Genomic DNA, 19,236 nt, shown 5'->3' with positions numbered 1-19,236 from the left:
TGCTCCATTCGATGTCCCGTTCAATCGGGTAGGGGGGCTATTGCCCGCGACATCGTGATCGTCACTGAGGAGCTCATGTATCGCCGAACCGGCACTGCGGTGGCAGTTTATGAAACATTCAGGCTAGGGTAGAGAGTCGGAGCGGCAAGTCATTGTGTTGCGTCAATGTTTTGCGGTTGTGCAAATGACGATCTGATCGGCATGAAATTGCTCAAAATCAAAAGTTTCCAAGCCGTGCTCCGTAGAATTTCCTGAGACGCCATCGTGGTACAGCCGGGTTGGGCGTCGGCTTTCCCGGCGATGAAAGGTAGTGCCGTTGCCGGTCTGTTGACGCCGGTTTCCCGATCATTGGCACCTTGTCGGCCCTGGCCGATCCGATGCCGTTGTACGTGCAGGTTCGCCGCTGGTGCTGTCTGCCCTGCCTGGAGATGTTAATGCTGAGCACCCCCGAAAATAGTCCTTACCAGCAGGTTCTGTCGGACCTGCGCGAAACCCGGCATCACTGGCTCATCACCGGCGTGGCCGGCTTTGTCGGGTCGAATTTGCTGGAGACCTTGCTCAAGCTCGGCCAGCGCGTGACCGGCCTGGACAATCTGATGACCGGCTATCGCGCCAACCTGGCGCAAGTGCGCGCCGTGGTGCCAGCTTCGGGCTGGGCGAATTTCGACTTTATCGAGGGCGATATCCGCTGCCTGGACAGTTGCCGGCGCGCCTGCCAGGGCGTCGATGTCGTGCTCCACCAGGCTGCGCTGGGTTCGGTCGGACGCTCGATCGCCGATCCGATCCTGACCAGCGACGTCAACCTGATCGGTTTCCTGAACGTGCTGGTGGCGGCGCGCGACGCCAGGGTGCGGCGCGTCGTGTATGCAGCCTCGAGTGCAACCTACGGCGACCATCCCGACTTGCCCAAGGTGGAAGAGCATATCGGGCGACCGCTCTCGCCGTACGCGCTCACCAAGCACGTCAATGAAGTGTATGCCGAGATGTTTGCACGCTGCTACGCGCTCGATGCCATCGGACTGCGCTACTTTAATGTATTCGGGCCGCGCCAGGACCCGCGCGGCGAGTACGCGGCCGTGATTCCGCAGTGGTTTTACGCGATGATCCACAACCATCCGCTGCGCATCAATGGTGATGGCGACAGCAGCCGCGACTTCTGCTTTGTCGATAACGTGGTGCAGGCCAATCTGCTGGCGAGCCTGGTTGATGATCCGGCGGCGGTCAACCAGGTCTACAACGTGGCGGTGAACGCGCGCACCAGCCTGAACCAACTGTACGCGATGATGCATGCGCTGCTGGTCGGCCGCTTTGCCCACCTGGAAGCTTACCAGCCGGAGTATGGCGCGTTCCGGGTGGGCGATGTGCGGCATTCGCAGGCCGATATTTCCAAAGCGGCGCGCCTGCTCGGCTACCAGCCCACGCACCGCCTCGAACAGGGTTTGCAGGAAGCGCTGGACTGGTATGTGGCGCATCTGGGTAAGCGCTCGTAAGTAGTTGCGCAAACTGCCAGGCATGGCGGGGGTGGCACGTTTTCCAACCCGACAAGCGAGCGTGCCGCGTTCATTGTCACAATTTGCGTGCCGGCAGGACGCGCACGATGCCGCGAAAGTCGACGGTGTGCAAGGTCACCGGGCGGCGCCACACCCGTCCCACGTAATCCATCACTTTTTCGGCCTGCGGCAAGTCGAGCCCGCGGCCGTCGCGCAGGTAATCGTGGTGCAGCGCGAGCGCGCCGTCGGCACCGACCTGTCCGGCGGCGATGCAGGGGGCGCCGTAATTGAACTTTGGCGCCAGGATCGCTTCGCGGATCTGGTGGATGTCGCGACTGGCGATTTTGGTGTCGCCATCCTGGCGCGCTTCGTATACAAACAGGTCGAGCTGGTCCGCCAGTTCCTGGTCCAGGTAGTTGCGCACGAAACCGAAATCGTCTTCTTCGCGGCAGATCTGGCGTGCCCGTTCCAGCCCGTGTTTGTCGATGATGTGCTCCCACAGCGAAAAGCCGAGGTGGTAGGGGTTGAGCGACAAGGCCAGCTGCTGGCCGCTGGCAAACGGGCGCACCACGTCGGAATGCGATTTGATCGCCGAGACATACAGGTCGTGCGGCAGGAACGTGGCTTCGCGCAGCAGGCGCGCGTGCCAGTAAGACGCCCAGCCTTCGTTCATGATCTGGCACGCGTGGATCGGGTGGAAATAGTAAGCTTCTTCGCGCACGGCAAGGAAAATATCGCGCTCCCAATCGTCCATGTCGGGCGCGTACTGTGCGATGAACCACAGCAGGTCGGACTCGGGCTGGGGTGGCAGGGGTGCGCGTTGCGGCGCATCGTTGCTTGCCGGTTCGACGTGCTCGCCGGGAAGGCGTGCGAAACGGTCGTGGAAGTGACTGACCGCAGGACGCGCGCGCGGTGCCACAAACTCGGGATAGCGCGGCCGGTGCAGCGGCTGGTTGATGTCGATATGGGTTTCGAGCGCCAGCGCGGCATCGAGCACCGCTTCTACCCGCGCCTGCCCGTGCGCTTCGAGCGCGCGTTGCAGGCGGTGCGCGCGGGCGGCGCTTTGTTCGAGGATGTGGCTGCCGGCCATGGCCATGAAGCGTGCAAACAGTTGATTGTTCTTGGCAAAATCGGCGTGACCGAGCACATGGGCGGTGACCAGGGTGTTTTCCGCCAGCGAATTTTGCTCAAGCATGAAGGCGTGGCACGGGTCGCCCGGGAACATGACTTCGAAAATCTTTGAATGGCCCATGTGCTGGCGCACCAGCTGGTGGATGTAGCGCACGCCGAAGGACCAGTGCTGCATGCGCACCGGCAAGCCGTACACCGCGATCTCGACCATGAAATTGTCTGGGACGAGGTCGAAGTTGACCGGGTAGAAATCCATGCCCAGTTCGAGCGCCAGCGCTTCCAGGCGAGCGGTATAGTCGGCCAGGACGGCGCTGGATGCGTTCATCGGGCCGCCTCCGCCGACCCTTGCTCGCTTTCGCTGGCAAAGAACTTGCGCAGCGCGCCCCAGACATCGTCCGGGGTGCGCAGCACGGTGCTGCCGATGTGCACGCCGCGCCGCTCCAGCTCATTGCACAGGCGCCGCATGTCGGTTTCCAGCGCGCGCGGCACGCCGGGCAGGGTTTCGATATAGCCGGCGTAATTCAACAGTTTGCCCAGTTCGGTCAGCGCCGCGCTGGCGGCGGCGCGGTCTTCGGTGAAGTTTTCGCCGTCCGAGGCGTAAAACATGTACAGATTGTTTTGCGCCGGGTCGAGCTCGGTGCGAATCAGGTCCAGCACCAGCCGGAACGCGCTCGACGCAATGGTGCCGCCCATGCCCGCCACCTGGAAGAACTCGCGTTCCGAGAATTCCCAGGCGTGGGTGGTATGGGCGATAAAGCGCGTCTCGACCCTGGCATACTGGCGCCGGATGCCTTGCAGCGCGAAGAAAAAGAAGGACTTGGCGAGCTTGCGTTCGATCTCGGTCATGCTTGCCGACACGTCGATCACGAACAACATGGTCGCGCTGGTGCTCGGGCGCAGGCGCGACGCCAGTTGCCGGAAGCGCAGGTCGTCGCTGGTGAAAGGCACGGCATCGGCCTGCACGGCGCGCCGCTTGATCGCCTCTTTGACAGTGCGGCGCCGGTCCAGGCGCGAGCGCGCGCCGCGCTTGTCCCAGCCTTCGCGCACCAGTTCCACGTCTTCAATGCGGGCGCTGTTGCGGGGCTTGAGTTCGGGCAGCTTGAGTTCTTCCCACACCCAGTCCATGATCTCGTCGATCGACAGTTCGAGCAGCAGGCGCACGTCGCCATCATCGTTGCCGCCACCGTCCTGGCCATCGGCGCCGCCGCTGTGCGCCGGCGTGCCCGGTTGCAGCACGTCGCCCGGCTTGCCCGCGCCCTGGCCGGCGCCAGTCTCGGTGCGGGCGTCTGCCAGGCGAAAGCGGGCATGTTCAAGCATGCGCACGGGCACCTGCACCGTGCGTTCTCGCGGGCCGGTGATCAGGTCGGGGCCGGCAATGAGCTCGGGCAGGTGCTGGTGCACGGCCTCGCGCACCTTGTCGTTGTGGCGCAGCCAGTCGCGCGCCCCGCGCGAGAACAGGTCGTACCAGGCCGTGTTGATGGTCGCGCTCACGCCATGTCTCCCGCTATTCTTGCGCCAGCAAGGTCGTTACATAGTTCAGCGCTTCGCGCGCGCTGTGGCTGTCGTAGCCGTACTCGTCGACCAGCCGTTTCTCGACGGCGGAAATCTTGGTGCGGATCTCGTCGTCCGGCCGTTTGGCCGAGCTGACCAGGCGCAGCACATCGCGCCGCTGCTCGAACAGGTACTGCTGGACCGCGTCGTTGAGCTGGAGATGGCTGTCGAGGCCGAACTTGGCGCCGCGCTTGTACGCGCCCATCGCCTTGCGCACCACTTCCTGGCGGAACGACTGCTTGCCCGACTCCGAAATATGGATTTTTTCTTCCACTGCGCGCAAGAAGCGTTCGTCGGGCCGCCGCTCTTCGTTGGTGATGGGGTCCTTGATCTGGCGGTTGTCGAGCATGGCTTCCACCTCGTCCAGGTATTTGTTGAGCAAGTCCTGGGCTTCCTGTTCGAAGGACACGAACAGCGCCTTGTGCACGTCTTCCTTGACCCAGCGGTTGTAAAAATCCTTGCGCGTCAGCACCAGGTAATCGACCCATTTGCGCTTTTTCTTGGGGTCGATGCGGGCGTCGCTCTCGATGCCGTCCTTGAGCGCGAGCAGCACGTCCATGGTCGACAGGCTGTTGCGGTTGGACTGGATGATCGCGTTCGACAGCGCGTTGATCACGAACCGTGGCGACACGCCGGCCAGGCCTTCGTCGGGCGTCTTGTCTTTCTCTTTGACCCGCCGCACGTCGGCGCGGTTCACGCCGTCGACTTCTTCATTCGCGTGGATGCGCACCTTCTTGACCAGTTCCACCTCTTTCTCGTCGCCATCCTGGATGCGGCTCAGGATGGCGAACACGGCGGCCGCGTGCAGCACGTGCGGGTCGAGGTGTACGTCGCGAAACGCCGGCGCGGCCGATGAAATGAGCTTTTTGTAGATGCGCGCCTCCTCCTTGTAGTTGAGCGTGTAGGGCACCTGGATGATCACCATGCGGTCGAGTAGCGCTTCGTTCTCGCTCTCTTGCAGGAAGCGGCGGAACTCGGCCAGGTTGGTGTGCGCCAGAATCGTTTCGTCGAGGTAGATGAGGGGAAAGCGCGATACCTTGACGTTCTTTTCTTGCGTCAGCGTGAGCAGCAGGTACAGGAACTCGCGCTTGACCTTGAGAATTTCGATCATCTCCAGCACGCCTCGGCTGGCTGCGTACACCGCCCCCGACCATGACCAGGCGCGCGGATCGCCCTCGTCGCCGTACTGCGCCACCTTGGACAGGTCGACCGAGCCGACCAGGTCGGCCAGGTCGGCGGTGGTGGGGTCGTGCGGGGCGTAGGTGCCGATGCCGCTGCGCCCCGATTCGGAAACGAAGAAGCGTTCGACCGGCATCTGCAGGAAGTCGCCGGCGTACTGGTCTTCCAGGCGGGCGCGGCAGTGCGGACAGACTTCGCCGCTGATATCGATGCCGTAGGTGTTGCGGCAGCCGGCGCGCATGGTGTGCGGAATCAGGTGCAGGGGCGACTCGTGCACCGGACAGCCGGCGATGGCATACAGCGCGCCCTCGTCGGTGTAGCTGTATTCTTCCAGGCCGCGCTTGAGCAGGATGACCAGGGTCGACTTGCCGCCCGACGGCGGCCCGAGCAGCAGCAGCAGGCGGCGCCCGACTTCGGACCCGGCGGCGGCCGCCTTGAAGTAGTCGACCACGCGGTCGATGGCGTCGTCGATGCCGAACAGGTCCTCCCCGAACAGGCGGCAGCGGAAGTGGCCGTCGCCATCGTCGGTGCAGGTGGCGCGGATCATGTCCCATATATATTGGTGCGAGGTGCGCGCGACCTGCTGCGGCATGCGCGGCAGCACCTGTTGCATGAACTGGGCGAAGGTGCCCGACCAGTGCCCGGCCCGGTGCTGGCGCGTGAACACCCCCAGGCTCTCGATGAAAGAGGCGTGCGGGTCCTGCAGGGTGGTCGCTTGCTCGTCGCCGGGAATACTCACGTTGTCTCCTTGTTGGTCTCCTTTCAGTATCAGCGCACGCTCAATACGCAAATTGATACACATCAATGTGCGCAGTTGAACCAATGGGGAGTTTTTCGAGCTGATGTGGTGAGAAGCGTGTGAACTCCGCCTCGGGCCATGCTGCGCAATAAGTTCGCTTGCGCACAGAAGTGCAGGAGTATTGCGATTACGATATAGTTTCTTAATAACCTAGAACTGCGTGAAGGAAAAGCCCATGTCAGCATATAACCATTCCGATCAAGTGGCTGAGTTGAAGTCCAAGATCAAGTCGATTCGCTTCGCCATGTTCACCACCGTTAACGCGCAGGCCCGCCTCGTGAGCCGTCCCATGACCAACCAGGAAACCGACAACGATGGCAACCTGTGGTTTTACACCTCGACCGATACCGAATTGTGGGAAGACATCGTGTCCCGCCCCGAAGTCAACGTCAGCTTCGCCGAGCCGGAAGACCACACCTATGTGTCGGTCAGCGGGCGCGCCGAGCGCATCGTCGATCGCGCCAAAATCAAGGCCATGTGGAACCCCGCGGTCCAGGCCTGGTATCCGCACGGCCCGGATGATCCGCATGTCGTGCTGGTGCGCGTGGTCTCGAGCAGCGCCGAGTACTGGGATTCGACCGGCGGCAAGTTGGTCAGCCTGTTCGACATGGCCAAGGCCGTCCTGACCAGCACCACGCCCGACGTCGATCCGGGCGAACACGGCACGATCAAGCTCTGATTGCCCCTCGCTCCGTGCGCGAAAGCGAACAGCAGGCTGGGCTGACGCGCATGCGTCTGATCGCCACCGGCTTGCTGGTGGCGATGGCGCTGCTGTTCGTGGCCGCGCGCATGCTCGAACCGCGTCACGCGGCGTTTGCCTTCGTTGCCGCCTTCGCGGAAGCGGCCATGGTCGGCGCGATCGCCGACTGGTTCGCCGTGACCGCCTTGTTCCGCCATCCGCTGGGCTTGCCGATCCCGCACACCGCCATCATTCCGACCAATAAGGAAAAGATCGGCGAGAATCTCGGCAATTTTCTCGAAACAAACTTCATGAGCTACGATGTGGTGCACGCCGAACTGGTGCGCATCGACTTCGCCGGCTCGGCCGCGCACTGGCTGGCGCAACCGGCCAACAGCCGCGCCGTGGCCGACCAGGCCGTCAGTGCGGTGCCCGTGCTGCTGCGCATGATCGACGACAAGGATGCCGCCGGTTTCCTGCGCGAAGCGCTGTCCGGCGCGCTGCAGGACGTCAAGCTGGCGCCGATCCTGTCGCAGGTCTTGTCGGTGCTGGCGGCGGGGGGTCAGCATCATGTGCTGCTGGAACGCCTGTTGGGACTCATTGCAAGTGCGCTGGAAGCGCACCGGCCGTATATCCGCCAGAAGGTGCACGAGCACAGTCCGCGCTGGTTGCCGCGCGCGATTGACGAAAAATTCTACGAGCGCTTGATGGAAGGGGTGCAAAATACGCTGGACGAGATCCAGGGCGAAGACAGCGAATGGCGCGTGCGCTTCCAGGCCGCCACCGAAGAGCTGATCGAGAACCTGGCGCACTCGCCCGAATACGAAGAAAAGCTGCGCAGCCTGTTAGAGACCAGCCTGAACCATCCGCTGTTCCGCACCTATGTGGGCCAGGTGTGGGAAGACGTGCGCGACCGCTTGCTGGCCGATGCCGAATCGGACAATTCGCAGCTGTCGGCGCACCTGCAAACGGCCTTGCAGGCATTCAGCCGCGCCCTGGAGCGCAATCCGGCGATCCAGCAGCGCATCAACGACTGGCTGCGCACCTTTGCGGCCGAGACCATCGTGTCCAAGCGCGAACTGATCATCGCCCTGGTGCGGCGCGTGATCCGCAGCTGGGATGCCGAGACCATCGCCCGCAAATTCGAACTGCACGTGGGGCGCGACCTGCAATACATCCGCATCAACGGCACCATCGTCGGCGGGCTGGTGGGGCTGACCCTGCATTGCGTTTCCCTGTTGTTCACCTGAAGCCCGCCGTTAGCGGCCTGGCTATTTCATCTGCTTGACCAGGCGCCACGCCATGAAGCCCAGCACGCCCACGCCCGCCAGCAGCGCGCCCCACAGGACGAACATCCGGGTGCGCGCGGCCGCGCTCGCCTTGTCGGCTGCGCTGGCCCCCTCGGCAACAGCTGCCGTGGAGGTTTGCAGCGGTCCGGCCAGCGTGTTTTCGAGGGCGGCAATTTCGGCGGGACTGAAACCGGGCGCCACCTGCGCCAGCGCACTGGCGGCCGGCTTGGCGTCGGCGCGTCCGAAGGCCAGCCGGTAGGGCGGCTTGCCGTTGGCCAGGAACACCACCGTGGACGGCGTCCAGGACAGGCGCAGGCTGGGCGCCGCCGCACCGGCAACTTCCGTGCGCAGCACCCACTCGGCCTGGTGCGCCGGCGTGATGCCGATATCGCCCGAAGCGCGCCGCTTGCCGCCCTGGGTCAGCTGATAGAACGTGGCGGCGGTCAGCGCTTCGAACTGCCAGGTGGTGGTCTTGCCGCCCTGGCGGTCGGGCAATTCCACGTAACGGCCGAGCTGGGCAGGCATCACCACGTTCTGCTCGCCCAGATCGACGCCGATGCGCTGCACGGGAATCGCCACCGAGGCCGGATACACATGGTCCGTGGCAAAGCGCCCCGGCTTGGGCTGGATCAGCAGGCGCTCCACATGCGGCGCCAGCGCCGTATTCAGGGGCGACTCGGCGGTGATGCCGGCGAACTGCAGCGGCTTGCCCTGGCGCCAGCTCAGGCGCGCATAGCGGAAAGCGCGCGCTTCGAATTCCATGCGGTCGCTGGCCAGGGTCTCGGTACGCTCGTTGACCAGCCAGGACAGGTCGGTCTCGCCGACCGTATCCCAATGCTTGAGATCGTCGCTCACTTCCAGCACCACGCGCGCGTTGTAGCTGCTCGTGCCGGCAGGCAGGGTAAACCGCAGCGCATCGATGGTGGCGGCCGCGGCGCTCGCGCCGAGGTCGAGCACCAGCGTGTCGATGCCGCCATCGGCGGCGGCCGCGGCCGGCCGCGAGCGCGCGCGCACCGACAGCACCGTGCCGTCGCCGGAGCGCTGCACGTCGATGTCGGTGTCGGCGAGGGACCCGGCCGGGCGCGCCGTTTGCACCCCGAACAGGCGCACCGGCAGGTCGCGCCGCGAGCGCTCGGCGCGCGGCAGCGGTTCCTGCAAGCTGAACGCCAGCTTGTTACCCTGCGCATCGAACAGGCGCAGGTCGCGCAAGTCGGCCGTGCGGGCGTGCAGGTACACGTCCTTGGGCAGGCGTAGCTGGACCACCGATTCCTTGCCGCTGACGGTCAGCGGCAGGGCGTGGCGGTAATCGCCCGGCAAGTCGCTGGCCGGGGCGTCCGCCAGCGCCACGGGAGAGCTTGCCGCGGCCAGCGCCGCCAGGCAAAGCGAGGCCAGAGGTAGGTTCGACATCAAAATGGATCCTTGGTTCATTGCGCCGGTGCTTCCGGCGCGGTTTCTTGTTGGGTTGGGAACGGTGCGATATAGCCGATCACGACCATCAGCAAGCCGACCCCGACAAAGCTGACGATGCGCGCCACACCGCCCACGTTCGACAGGTCGATCAGGAACAGCTTGCCGACAACAACGCCAAGCAGTACCGCGCCGATCACCCACTGCCTGCGCGATGCGCGCCTGGCCGCGCGCCACATCAGCACCAGCGCCGAAATGCTCCATACCAGCGACAGCATGGCCTGGATGAACTGCGACGCGAACATCTGGTCGAAGTTGTATCGGATGTGCAGATAATGCGCCGCCGTGCGCAGCAGCATCAGGTTGAACCAGGCGTAGCCGGCCCAGGCCAGCACTGCGGGCACGCGCGCCAGCAGCGCACGGTCGTCGTCGGTGCGCGCGTCATGCAGGCGCATGCGGTAGCACGCCAGCGCCAGTGCCATCGCAAAGCCGCTGGTCAGGTCGAGCGGATTGAGCACCGGCAGATAGGGCAGGGGCGCCATGGCGCCATTCTGGGTCAGGTTCCAGACGGCGGCCAGCATCAGCGACCAGCCGGTCGCCAGCGGCAGCAGGGTGGCGCGGTGCCAGCTGGCGACCGGGGCGGCCGGCCACTTGTCGGCGCGGGCGCGGGCGATCAGCCAGACGATGACCAGCATCATCAGCCAGGCCGGGATGAAGCGCGCCCAGCTGCCGCTGATTTCCCAGTCGGCATTGACCAGCGTGAGGCCATCGGCGTTGTCGAGCTCGAACAGCCAGCGCGATACCGCGATCGAGGCGGCCGGCCAGATCATCAGCCACGGGCCGGCGGTGCGCACGGTGTGCAGCACCTGCAACCATGGCGCGGCGATATCCCAGCCGCTGGCGGGCCAGCGCTTGAGCATGTATTCCGAGGTCAGCCACAGGCAGGCCAGCGCCACGCCGGCCTCGAACGCCACCGTGTCGCCACCGTACAGCACCGCCAGGATCCAGACCGTGGCCACGGCCAGGCCGGCCCAGGCGGCGGCGCTGAACCAGCGCAGCGCCGGCCAGGCCAGGCGCTTTGCCGCCGCCGCGAACGCCAGCGCCGACAGCGACAGCGCCACGCCATAGGCGTACAACATCGCTGTGTCGCGCGAGTAGCCGCCGCCGATCAACTGGTAGTTGCGGGTCAGCCAGACGCAGAACAGCACCAGGACCGGCACGAACCACCATGCTGCCGACCAGGCCAGCATGATGCGCGAGAGTGTCGGCTGTTGCGGCTGCGGCCCGCGCTGCATGGCCCAGCTGCTGAACATGGCGCCGGCGAAGATCAGCAGCGCCGCCAGGAACGGGGTCCGGAACAGGTTCGCGTCGGGGTCGAACGCGAACAGCAGCATGACGCAGATCAGCAGCGCGAGGACCGCGCCGGCCACCGCCTGCACGACCAGCGCGAGCGCGCGCGCCAGCGGCCACTGCATGCGTTTGGCGATCAACGCCAGGATCATCGATGCCACCAGGGCGCTCGCGGCCATCAGCGTTGTCTGGGCGCCGCCGCTGGTGCGCAGCACGGCTTCGGTCCAGGCGCCCGCCACCAGCCAGATCGCCGCCACGATCAGGAAGGCGCCGGCCAGCCCGCGCGGCAGCGGCGTCGGAAGGTCGGCTTCGCGCGAGCGGAAGTTGGCGGCCATCAGGAAGGCGGTGCCGGTCAACAGCAGGAAGCCGAGCCACAGGTTGGCATCGGCCGCGTCGGCACCGCCGCCGATGCCGGCGATCGCCATGAGGAAGGAGATCCACGCGCCGGCTTGCACCAGCAGTCCGAACGCGCAGGTGAGCGCCTGGCGCTGGCGCAGGCCGACCCAGACCACGCCGGCGCCTTCCAGCGCCCAGGCGGCCGAGGTCCAGCGTCCATCGAGCGCAAACGGCAGGGCCAGGGTGCCGAACACCAGGCCCATGGACAGGAAGGATTCGACCAGCAGCCTGAAATTCTGCGCGCCGCGCCGCCACATGAGCAGCGCGACCGTGGTGTAGAACAGGCCCAGGCCGAGCGCCGAGAAGGCCACGCCGAAGCGGGTGTCCTTGACCATGCCGTACTGCAGGCCGAAGGCGACCAGCGGCACGCCGAACACCAGGGTGGCGTCGACATAGTTTTTCAGCGCGGGCGCCTGGCGCGCGGCGTAGGCAATCGCGATGGCGACGTAGAACAGCACAAAGACGATCAGGAACAGCTGGGTCGACAGGTAGTTTTCGGGGGTATAGCGCAGCACGCCCCACGCGGTGCCGATGACGAAGGTGAAGGCAAAGCCGATCAGGTTGAGCGAGCGCCACGCGCGCTTGAGCGCGATGCCGAGGATGCCGGCGTTTAACAAGGTGTAGTACGAGAACAGTCCGATGTGGCTGCCCTGGCCGGTGGAGGTCATGATCGGCGCCAGGAAGCCGCCGGTGATGCCGAACACGGCCAGCCAGAAGGCATTTTGCAGCACCGCCAGCAGGCACGTAAAGAAGGTCAGTGCGAACAGCAGGCCGAATGCCAGGCCGCCTGGAATCAGCTGGTACATGCGGAAGGCGCCGAAGGTGACCAGCATCAGGATGCCCAGTGCCGCCCCCTGCACCGGCAGGCCGATGCCGCGCCGGCTGTCGCGGATGCGCCAGCCCCAGACCAGCAGGGCGATATCGGCGAGCACGATGCCGGCCAGGCGCAGTTCGATCGGCACGATATTGCGTTCGACCGCGTATTTGAGCAGGAAGCTGACGCCGATAAACAGGATGAGCAAGCCGAGCTTGGCGACGAGGTTGCCGCTGAACATCCATTTTTTTGCCGCCACGATCCACTCCGGGGCGGTATCGCTGCGATCCGGATGCGCTTCGGGGCGTGCCGGCGCAGGCGCTGCGGGCGCTGGCGGCATAGGCGCGGGAGCGACAGGAGCCGGTGCGACAGGAGCAGCGGGTGCGGCGGGAGCCGGCGCGACAGTAGCGGGCTCCGCAGGCCGGGGCGCAAGCGGCTGCGGTGGAGCTGCCTGCCGCGCGGGTACTACCGCTTCGGCGGCGCCGTCCTGCGCCATGCGCGCCGCCCTGGCCGTTCTGGCCGCCGCGTTACGCGCCAGCGTGTCCCTTACCGGCGTTGAAGTCGTGGCCGCTGAGACGGCGGCGGCGGCGGCGGTGGAGGCGGAGGCGGCGCCCGTGCGCCGGCTCGCTTCGTCCCTGAGCCTGACAACTTCGCCTTTCAGCTTCGTCAGCGATTTTTCGAGCTCGTCGGTACGCCGTCGGGCATCCCTGCTCGCACTGAGGAAGTGGGCGTAGGACGCCACCACCAGCAATAACAAAAATACTTCCATCAATTTTCCTTGGGTTGCAAACTAGGCAATTTTGCATACTATCATTCCCAAGGGAAACCGCTACTGGTCAATTTTTGGTTGCTTGTTACGCACCCTCGAGTTTCAGCTCCCAATACCCGACGTCGATCCAGCGTCCGAACTTGAAACCGACTTCGCTGAAATGGGCGACCTTCCTGAAGCCGAATTTTTCGTGCAGCGCCACGCTGGCCTGGTTGGGCTGCGCAATGCCGCCGATGACCATGTGAAAGCCGCCCTCGGCCAGGCGCGCCAGCAGGGCGGTGTAGAGCGCCGCCCCATGGCCTTTGCCGCCGTGGCCGGGCAGCAGGTAGATCGAACTCTCGACCGCGAAGCGATAGGCGTGACGCACGCGCCATTTGGTGGCGTAGGCGTAGCCGGCGATGGTGTCGCCATCGGTCAGCACCAGGAAGGGCAGCGCGCCGGCCTGGATGTCGGCAATGCGGCTGGCCATGGCCTGCTCGCTGACGCTTTCTTCTTCGAATGAAATGGTGGTGGTAAGAATGTAGTGATTATAGATCGAGACAATTGCGCCAGCATCGCCGGCCTCGGCATTGCGAATGTTCAAGCATGGCTCCCATGGTGAGTGATCGTTTTTTCGGCAGCGCCGGTGCTCGCGACGCTGTTCCCGTCCAATTGTATTAGTATTCATGCCTTGAGAAACGGTATGACGACTGTTTCATCGCTCCGACCCGAGGTGTTATTTGAAGAGATTGATCATATTGGCGGCCAGTTTGCTGCTGGCGGGCGCCGGTGCGGCGCAGGCTGCCATTCCCGTGTACGGCTTCCTTGTCAAAAATACTTACCCGCACGATCCGGACGCGTTCACCCAGGGCCTGTTCTATACCGATGGCGTTTTGTACGAGAGCACGGGTCTGAACGGCAAGTCCTCGGTCCGCAAGACCGACCTGAAAACGGGCAAGGTGCTGATGAAGACCGACATTGCTCCCGACTACTTCGGCGAAGGCATCACCGATGTCGGCAACACCATCGTCGGACTGACCTGGACCTCGCACGTCGGCTTTGTGTTCGACAAGGCCACGCTGAAGATGAAGCAGACCTTTTCGTATCCCGGCGAAGGCTGGGGCCTGGCCAATAACGGCACCGAGGTCTTCATGAGCGACGGCACCGCCGTGATTCGGGTGCTCAGCCCCAAGACGCTGGCCGAAGTGCGACGCATCCAGGTGACGGCCGACGGCAAACCGATCGACCGCCTCAACGAAATGGAGTGGGTCGACGGCGAACTGTATGCCAATGTGTGGGGTTCGGACGTGATCGCGCGCATCAACCCGGCCAGCGGCAAGGTGGTCGGCTGGATCGACCTGGCCGGCCTGCTTGATGAAAAGAGCCGCGCCAGCGGGGCGGTCGATGTCCTGAACGGCATCGCTTACGACAGCAAGAAGAAGCGCCTGTTCGTCACCGGCAAACTGTGGCCGAAGCTGTTCGAAATCGAACTGGTACGGCGCCAGCCGCGCTGAGGGTCATCGAGCGCCGGACAAACGTTCGCCGGTATCGAGCGCCAGGGTGAAATCGCGCCAGCCGCCGGGCGGGTCCCACTCGCCGGCACCGCGCAGCACGCCATCGACCGCATCGACGATCAGGACGCCGTCGGCGCCGATGCGCCGAGCTCGTCCGCGCCAGCCAGCCTGCAAAAATACCCGTCGAGATCGAAAACGCGGGTTTCGGTGGCGTCGTCATCCGTTAAAGGCAGATATGCAGCCGGTTGCAGAGAATATTGAGCACGTCGGTCCCCAGAATCGGCGACTGGAAAAGGGTGTGCTGGCCCGGCAGGATTTTTTCTGCCAATGGTTGCGCCAGTTCCAGGCCATTTTCGCTGTTGGTCAACATCACAAAGCCGTCGCCGCTGCGGACCGAAGCAATCGCGAAGGCGCGGTAACCGGTGTTGTTGCCCCACTGCCAAATAGCGGAATCGTCCTGTCCGCGCTCGATTCCCCAGCCTAATCCCCAGCTGAGCCCGAGCGCCGGATCGACAGCGACAGGTAACGCGGTCACCTGTTTCAGCAGAGCGTCGTCGGCCAGCAGCGCGACCATGAATTTTCCGTAATCGGCGGCGCTGGTGAGGAGCGAGAAGGCGGCGTTCGGGTTGGTCAGCGTCATCGCCTCCCTCGGTGCGCCATTCGCTTTGGTTCCCGGCAGCAGATGTTTGGCGACGCGTTCATTCCATGCATAGTCGCTGTGGTTCATGGCCAAAGGCTGGAATACTTGTGCGCTCATGAATTGATCCAGCGGCAGTCCGGTGACTGCTTCCACCGCGCGCTGCAACAGCACGTAGCCTTCGCCCGAATAGTCCCAAGTCGTGCCGGGAACCGTGCCGACACGCAGCGTTCCGGAGGTCCAATTCGGCAACCCCGAAGTGTGGTTCAGCACCATGCGGACGGTAATGGCCGCCAGTCGCGGGTCGCTTACCGGATCGGACGGCTCCGCCCTTAACAGGTCGCGCTGGTGCCGATAACCTTGCGGTAAATACGTCATGACCGGTGCGTCGAGATCCAGTTTGCCTTGCGCTACCAATTTCAGTACCGCGTAGGCGAACACCGGCTTACTGAGCGATGCGGCCTGAAATACACTGTCCGGAGCGAGCGTGGCCGCCGGCAGGCAAGCGGTCGCCGTGTCGATCGACGCAAGCTGCCGGTTCTTGATGACGGCGACCGCCACAGCGCAAACATGATGCCGTTCAGCGAGAACCGTTAATGTATCGTGCAGGTTGCGCGAGCCCAGGTCAGGGCGATTGGACGAGGCACACCCCGCCAGGAAGACCGCTAGCAGCAAGACAGAGGGATGCGGCACCGATAAGAACCGTCGCCTGGACGCCGGCACGCGCGAGGATTGCATTGGCACCTTTAGTTAATCGAAACTCCTGGCATCGTAAGGTATCCCGAATAGAGGTTCAAGCATTGTTTTGATCATCGCAGGCAGGCTATGGCGCGATCTATGGCTCGATCGTCAGCGCAAAATCGCCATGATCGGCAAAGTCGGGCATGCGTGCCTGGCGCAAGGCCATCAGCAGCGGCAGCGGCGAACAGGTAAAGCGCACGGTTTTATGCTGGGCGTACATGCGCACCTGGTGCGATGCCAGTTCGAACGCCAGCACCTCGTCCAGATGCGGAATGGCGAGCGCCTGGGTGCGCAGGAATTCGGCGAAATTGAGCGCTTCTTCGGTCGCAAACGGTTCCGGCGGGCGGGTTTTCCAGAAGGCCCGCAGCAGCGATAAGAATGCCGGCTCGCCGAGACTGAGAACGATGAGGCGGTAACTGAGCGTCATCGAATCGACAATGGTCCCGCTGCGCACCGCCGCCACCAGCTGGCGCAAGACGGCCACGCCATTGTCGGCATCGAGCACCTGCGCGAACGGCGCGTCCGGTTCGGATTCGAGCACGCGGCCGGCCAGTGCGCGCTCCCATGCGGTGGGCGACGGCAAGGCGCTATCGGCGGCCGTGATGGACCGGGGGATCGCGCGCGGCGTGCCGCTTGCGACCTGAAGCCGCTTGCTGCGCTCGTTCCACAACTGGCGCAGGTCGAGCAGCTGCGCCTTCAGCTCGCCCTGGCCGATGGGGCGCGCCGGCATATAGGCGGGCACGATCTCGAATATGAGCGCTTTCAGATTGGGCAGCCGTGGCAGCACCGTGTGCGCCAGTTGCATCAGCTCCGGCGGCACCAGGCCGGAGTGGGCGTCGAGATAATAGCCGGCCAGATGGTCGCCGCCGGCCAGATGGACTTCGCACACGCGCTCCAGCGGCATCTCATCGAGCGCCTCCAGCACGCCCTGGCGGCCATTGCGCTCGTTGCACCACAGGTTATGCAGGTCGAGCAGGATGGCGCAATCGGCTTCTTCGGCAATGGCGCCGAAGAAGGCGCCGTCCGACATTTCGCCGGGGAGCGGGCGCAGATAGTTGACGCCGGTTTCTACAGCGAACGGCACCGGCAATTGCGCGCCCAAGGCGCGGATGTTGGACGCGGCCAGCGCCACGCTTTGCGCGCTTTGCAGGGGAGGGAGCAAGAAGCCGGTATGGAATACGCCGCTGGCGCCGTCGACCCGCGAAAAACTCAGGTGCTCGCTGGCCCAGCAAGCGTCGAGCGCCCTGATCACCTCGACAAACAGCGCCACCTGGTCCGGCTCGGGCGCCACGCTGCCGCCGACCGGAAAACCGACGCCATGCACCAGCTTCGGATGCGGATCGGCGCACAGCTGCACCAGGGCGGCGGCATTGATCGCATACGGCACCCCGGCCGCCGCCGACTTGAACCATAGCGGCTGGGGTTCGATTTCGATGACGTCGATCAGGTCGTGCGCGGCCTCGATGAAGGCTTCGAGACCGGGCAGGCACACCATGCCGACGCCCACTTCGGGCAGGTCGCGCATGTCAGGGCGAGAACTGGTCTTGCGCCAGCCCGGTTGCCTGCACCCCCAGATTGGCGTCGACGATGAAACGGCGCTGGATACCGTAGCGGATATCGAAGCCGGAGGTGCAGGCCGGGCAGCCGAGTTGGCCAAGCAACGCTTTCTGGACGCGCTGGAACTGGTCCAGGTCGAAATACTCCTGGCTCGGCACCGACACGCTGACGCTACGGTTGGCGGCTTGTGCGGCCAGGGTGGTACGCAGATCGACGGCGTTGGTATCCATAACGTGACGCTCCTGTGATGTGGGTGATTGGTGTGTTCCCTCGGAAAATGCGGCGCATTTCCCCGAGAGTACGGCCTCCAGCGTTAATGCTGAGGCCGCATTTTGTCTGAAGTATAGGCATCACCCTTCACGCACCCTGCATCAAGTGCACCGACTTTGCGCGGCGTCAAAGGCAGGTGCGGAACGGCTTTGATTTGCGACATTTTGGATGTTTTTACACGTCGGGCGTGAGTTATCGGGAGCACATCTTACCTAAGATCAGGACTGCGGGAGCGGGCCGACCGGCTCTTTCGGAAGATGCTGCTGCGTGACGTTGGTGATGTAGATCATTTTGAACGAGCGCGCCGCCGACGCCGGGAATGGCTGCGCATCACGCAGCGCCTTTTCGACGGCATCGTCGAAGTCCCGGTAGCCCGATGAGCGCGCGATGGTCATCGATTTGATCTTGCTGTCCTGATCGAGATGGATGTCCAGGTCGATGGAGCGCCGGCCGAGCGGGGTATGCTTCTCGACCGTGTAGTTGAAATGCGCGCCGATCGCATCGAGCTGCTTTCGCGTCATTAACTTGCTCTGCGGACGTGAGGCCGGCATTGCCATGAAGAAGTCGGGCCAGGCCATTCGGATGCGCGAGGAGGCATTGCCCTGTTGGCCGGACGGATTGAGCGGCGCAGCATGGTCCGCTGGCGGTGTGTAGTGCGTTGGTGCAACGGATTGCGCGCTGTGCCACCAGAGGGCAGCGAAGATAATCAGCAGGCCGGCCAGGATGGCTGGCAAAGGCCCTGCCATTTTGTCTTTCAGGTAAGCCCTGGCGCGATCGGACACGGTCGATGCATGGCCATGGCGGGCCGCGTCGGCTGGCAGCTGCGCACGTGCGGACACGATGGCCGTCAGGCGCACGCGTTCGGCCGACAGGGCCGCCGCGCCAGCGCGCCAGCGGTCCAGGCTGTCCTGATCGGCAACGATGCGCATGAGTACGGGGAAGCGCGCCATCATCATCTCGACGTGCGGCGCCAGGCGGCGTAGCGTATCGGCATGCGGCAGGTCCGGCAAAGCGAGCATCGCCAGGGCCTGTTGCTGGGCCAGCCGCTCGCGGGATTCTTGCGCATTGAACATATCGCGCTCATCGATGGCGCGGTCAAGCAGCGCGCCGGCACGGTGGAACTGTCGCAGCCGGTGACGTCCCGACACCCAGCCGAATACCTCGATGGCGGCGCTGAACAGGGTCTCATGCCCCGGCTGGCGCGGGCCGGCGAGCAAAGCGGCGATGCGTGCCTCGAAGGCCGCGCCGGCAGCGATATTGAGCAGGCGCTGGTGGTCCAGGCAGCGCCGTAGCGCGTTACTCCACGCAATGACGTCGGCTTGCATGGGGCCGCTGCGCAGTTCCGGCAGGGCGGCAAGAAATTCCTGATATACCTCGTCGGCGAGGGCGTCGGGATCGATCCGTTCAAAAAGATCGCTGGACCGGACCGGCGCCGGGGCTGCGCTGGCGCCAGCGGCATCTTCATGCACGATGTTCTCGTCCTCGTCAGCATGGTCGTCCGCCTCGCGCCGGGAGAGCCACGCGATGGCCTGTTCGTAGTCCTCGCGCAGGGCCTGGAAACGGGCCGGTTCGGTTTCCTGGTCGATCTGTTTGAGCAAGCGCGCATAGGCGCGCCGGATCGCCCGTTCGTCGGCGGTCGTGTCGAGGCCCAGACGGACAAGGAAAGCGGGTGTGCGGGGCATGC

The 19,236-nt window shown here is 64.5% G+C and carries 15 protein-coding genes; 4 read left to right on the top strand and 11 right to left on the bottom strand.

The features are described from left to right. The first annotated feature begins 434 nt into the window (after nt 1–434). Entirely contained in the window at nt 435–1,490 is a 1,056-nt protein-coding gene (locus F2P45_RS29330; RefSeq protein WP_166881752.1) for an SDR family oxidoreductase, read from the top strand. 76 nt (nt 1,491–1,566) lie between these two features. Here F2P45_RS29330 and F2P45_RS29325 read toward each other — a convergent pair whose 3' ends face one another. From F2P45_RS29325 to F2P45_RS29315, 3 genes are read right to left on the bottom strand one after another with little or no spacing between them, the layout of a single operon-like run. After that, the gene (locus F2P45_RS29325; protein ID WP_166881751.1) at nt 1,567–2,946 is read right to left on the bottom strand and encodes a SpoVR family protein; all 1,380 of its coding nucleotides are present in this window, start codon (nt 2,944–2,946) and stop codon (nt 1,567–1,569) included. After that, nucleotides 2,943–4,112, bottom strand: a complete 1,170-nt coding sequence (locus tag F2P45_RS29320; protein ID WP_166881750.1) for a DUF444 family protein — start codon at nt 4,110–4,112, stop codon at nt 2,943–2,945. The genes F2P45_RS29325 and F2P45_RS29320 overlap by 4 nt, the downstream gene beginning before the upstream one ends. Before the next feature lie 13 nt (nt 4,113–4,125). Continuing rightward, nucleotides 4,126–6,090, bottom strand: coding sequence for a serine protein kinase (locus F2P45_RS29315; RefSeq protein ID WP_370663326.1), 1,965 nt, complete (start codon nt 6,088–6,090; stop codon nt 4,126–4,128). A gap of 235 nt (nt 6,091–6,325) precedes the next feature. Between F2P45_RS29315 and F2P45_RS29310 the strand changes: the two genes are divergently transcribed. Both F2P45_RS29310 and F2P45_RS29305 read left to right on the top strand, forming a co-directional pair. Next, a complete protein-coding gene (locus F2P45_RS29310; RefSeq protein WP_166881748.1) occupies nt 6,326–6,829 on the top strand; it encodes a pyridoxamine 5'-phosphate oxidase family protein in 504 nt (167 codons plus the stop codon). 50 nt (nt 6,830–6,879) lie between these two features. Further along, nucleotides 6,880–8,079, top strand: a complete 1,200-nt coding sequence (locus tag F2P45_RS29305) for a DUF445 domain-containing protein (RefSeq protein WP_166881747.1) — start codon at nt 6,880–6,882, stop codon at nt 8,077–8,079. A 21-nt stretch (nt 8,080–8,100) separates the two neighbouring features. Here F2P45_RS29305 and F2P45_RS29300 read toward each other — a convergent pair whose 3' ends face one another. The 3 genes from F2P45_RS29300 to F2P45_RS29290 form a co-directional block, all read right to left on the bottom strand. After that, nucleotides 8,101–9,525 carry a DUF3999 family protein gene (locus tag F2P45_RS29300; protein WP_229505373.1) on the bottom strand — a complete coding sequence of 475 codons (1,425 nt, stop codon included), beginning with the start codon at nt 9,523–9,525 and terminating at the stop codon, nt 8,101–8,103. A gap of 17 nt (nt 9,526–9,542) precedes the next feature. Next, nucleotides 9,543–12,854 (bottom strand): DUF2339 domain-containing protein, encoded by a 3,312-nt coding sequence (locus F2P45_RS29295; RefSeq protein WP_166881746.1) that lies wholly within the window; start codon nt 12,852–12,854, stop codon nt 9,543–9,545. A gap of 85 nt (nt 12,855–12,939) precedes the next feature. Beyond that, the gene (locus F2P45_RS29290; protein WP_229505372.1) at nt 12,940–13,437 is read right to left on the bottom strand and encodes an arsinothricin resistance N-acetyltransferase ArsN1 family B; all 498 of its coding nucleotides are present in this window, start codon (nt 13,435–13,437) and stop codon (nt 12,940–12,942) included. Nucleotides 13,438–13,573: 136 nt separating this feature from the next. Here F2P45_RS29290 and F2P45_RS29285 point away from each other — a divergent pair, with 136 nt between their 5' ends. Continuing rightward, the gene (locus F2P45_RS29285) at nt 13,574–14,347 is read left to right on the top strand and encodes a glutaminyl-peptide cyclotransferase (RefSeq protein WP_166881744.1); all 774 of its coding nucleotides are present in this window, start codon (nt 13,574–13,576) and stop codon (nt 14,345–14,347) included. 3 nt (nt 14,348–14,350) lie between these two features. On the opposite strand, the gene F2P45_RS29280 is transcribed toward F2P45_RS29285, so the two are convergent. From F2P45_RS29280 to F2P45_RS29260, 5 genes are all read right to left on the bottom strand, one after another. Next, entirely contained in the window at nt 14,351–14,521 is a 171-nt protein-coding gene (locus F2P45_RS29280; protein WP_166881743.1) for a hypothetical protein, read from the bottom strand. A 49-nt stretch (nt 14,522–14,570) separates the two neighbouring features. Beyond that, complete coding sequence (locus F2P45_RS29275; RefSeq protein WP_166881742.1) at nt 14,571–15,722, bottom strand: serine hydrolase domain-containing protein; 1,152 nt, start codon at nt 15,720–15,722, stop codon at nt 14,571–14,573. Between the two features lie 97 nt (nt 15,723–15,819). Beyond that, nucleotides 15,820–17,250, bottom strand: coding sequence for an MbnB/TglH/ChrH family RiPP precursor modification enzyme (locus F2P45_RS29270; RefSeq protein WP_166881741.1), 1,431 nt, complete (start codon nt 17,248–17,250; stop codon nt 15,820–15,822). 1 nt (nt 17,251) lies between these two features. Continuing rightward, nucleotides 17,252–17,512 (bottom strand): hypothetical protein, encoded by a 261-nt coding sequence (locus F2P45_RS29265; protein ID WP_166881740.1) that lies wholly within the window; start codon nt 17,510–17,512, stop codon nt 17,252–17,254. Nucleotides 17,513–17,770: 258 nt separating this feature from the next. Then, a complete protein-coding gene (locus tag F2P45_RS29260; protein WP_166881739.1) occupies nt 17,771–19,234 on the bottom strand; it encodes a TonB C-terminal domain-containing protein in 1,464 nt (487 codons plus the stop codon). Between the last annotated feature and the right edge of the window lie 2 nt (nt 19,235–19,236).

This window comes from Massilia mucilaginosa (genome assembly GCF_011682145.1).
In the GTDB taxonomy this organism is placed as follows: Bacteria; Pseudomonadota; Gammaproteobacteria; order Burkholderiales; family Burkholderiaceae_D; genus Telluria_A; species Telluria_A mucilaginosa.
The sequence above is the reverse complement of the archived record's forward strand: the minus strand, read 5'-3'. Positions and strand labels throughout refer to the sequence as shown.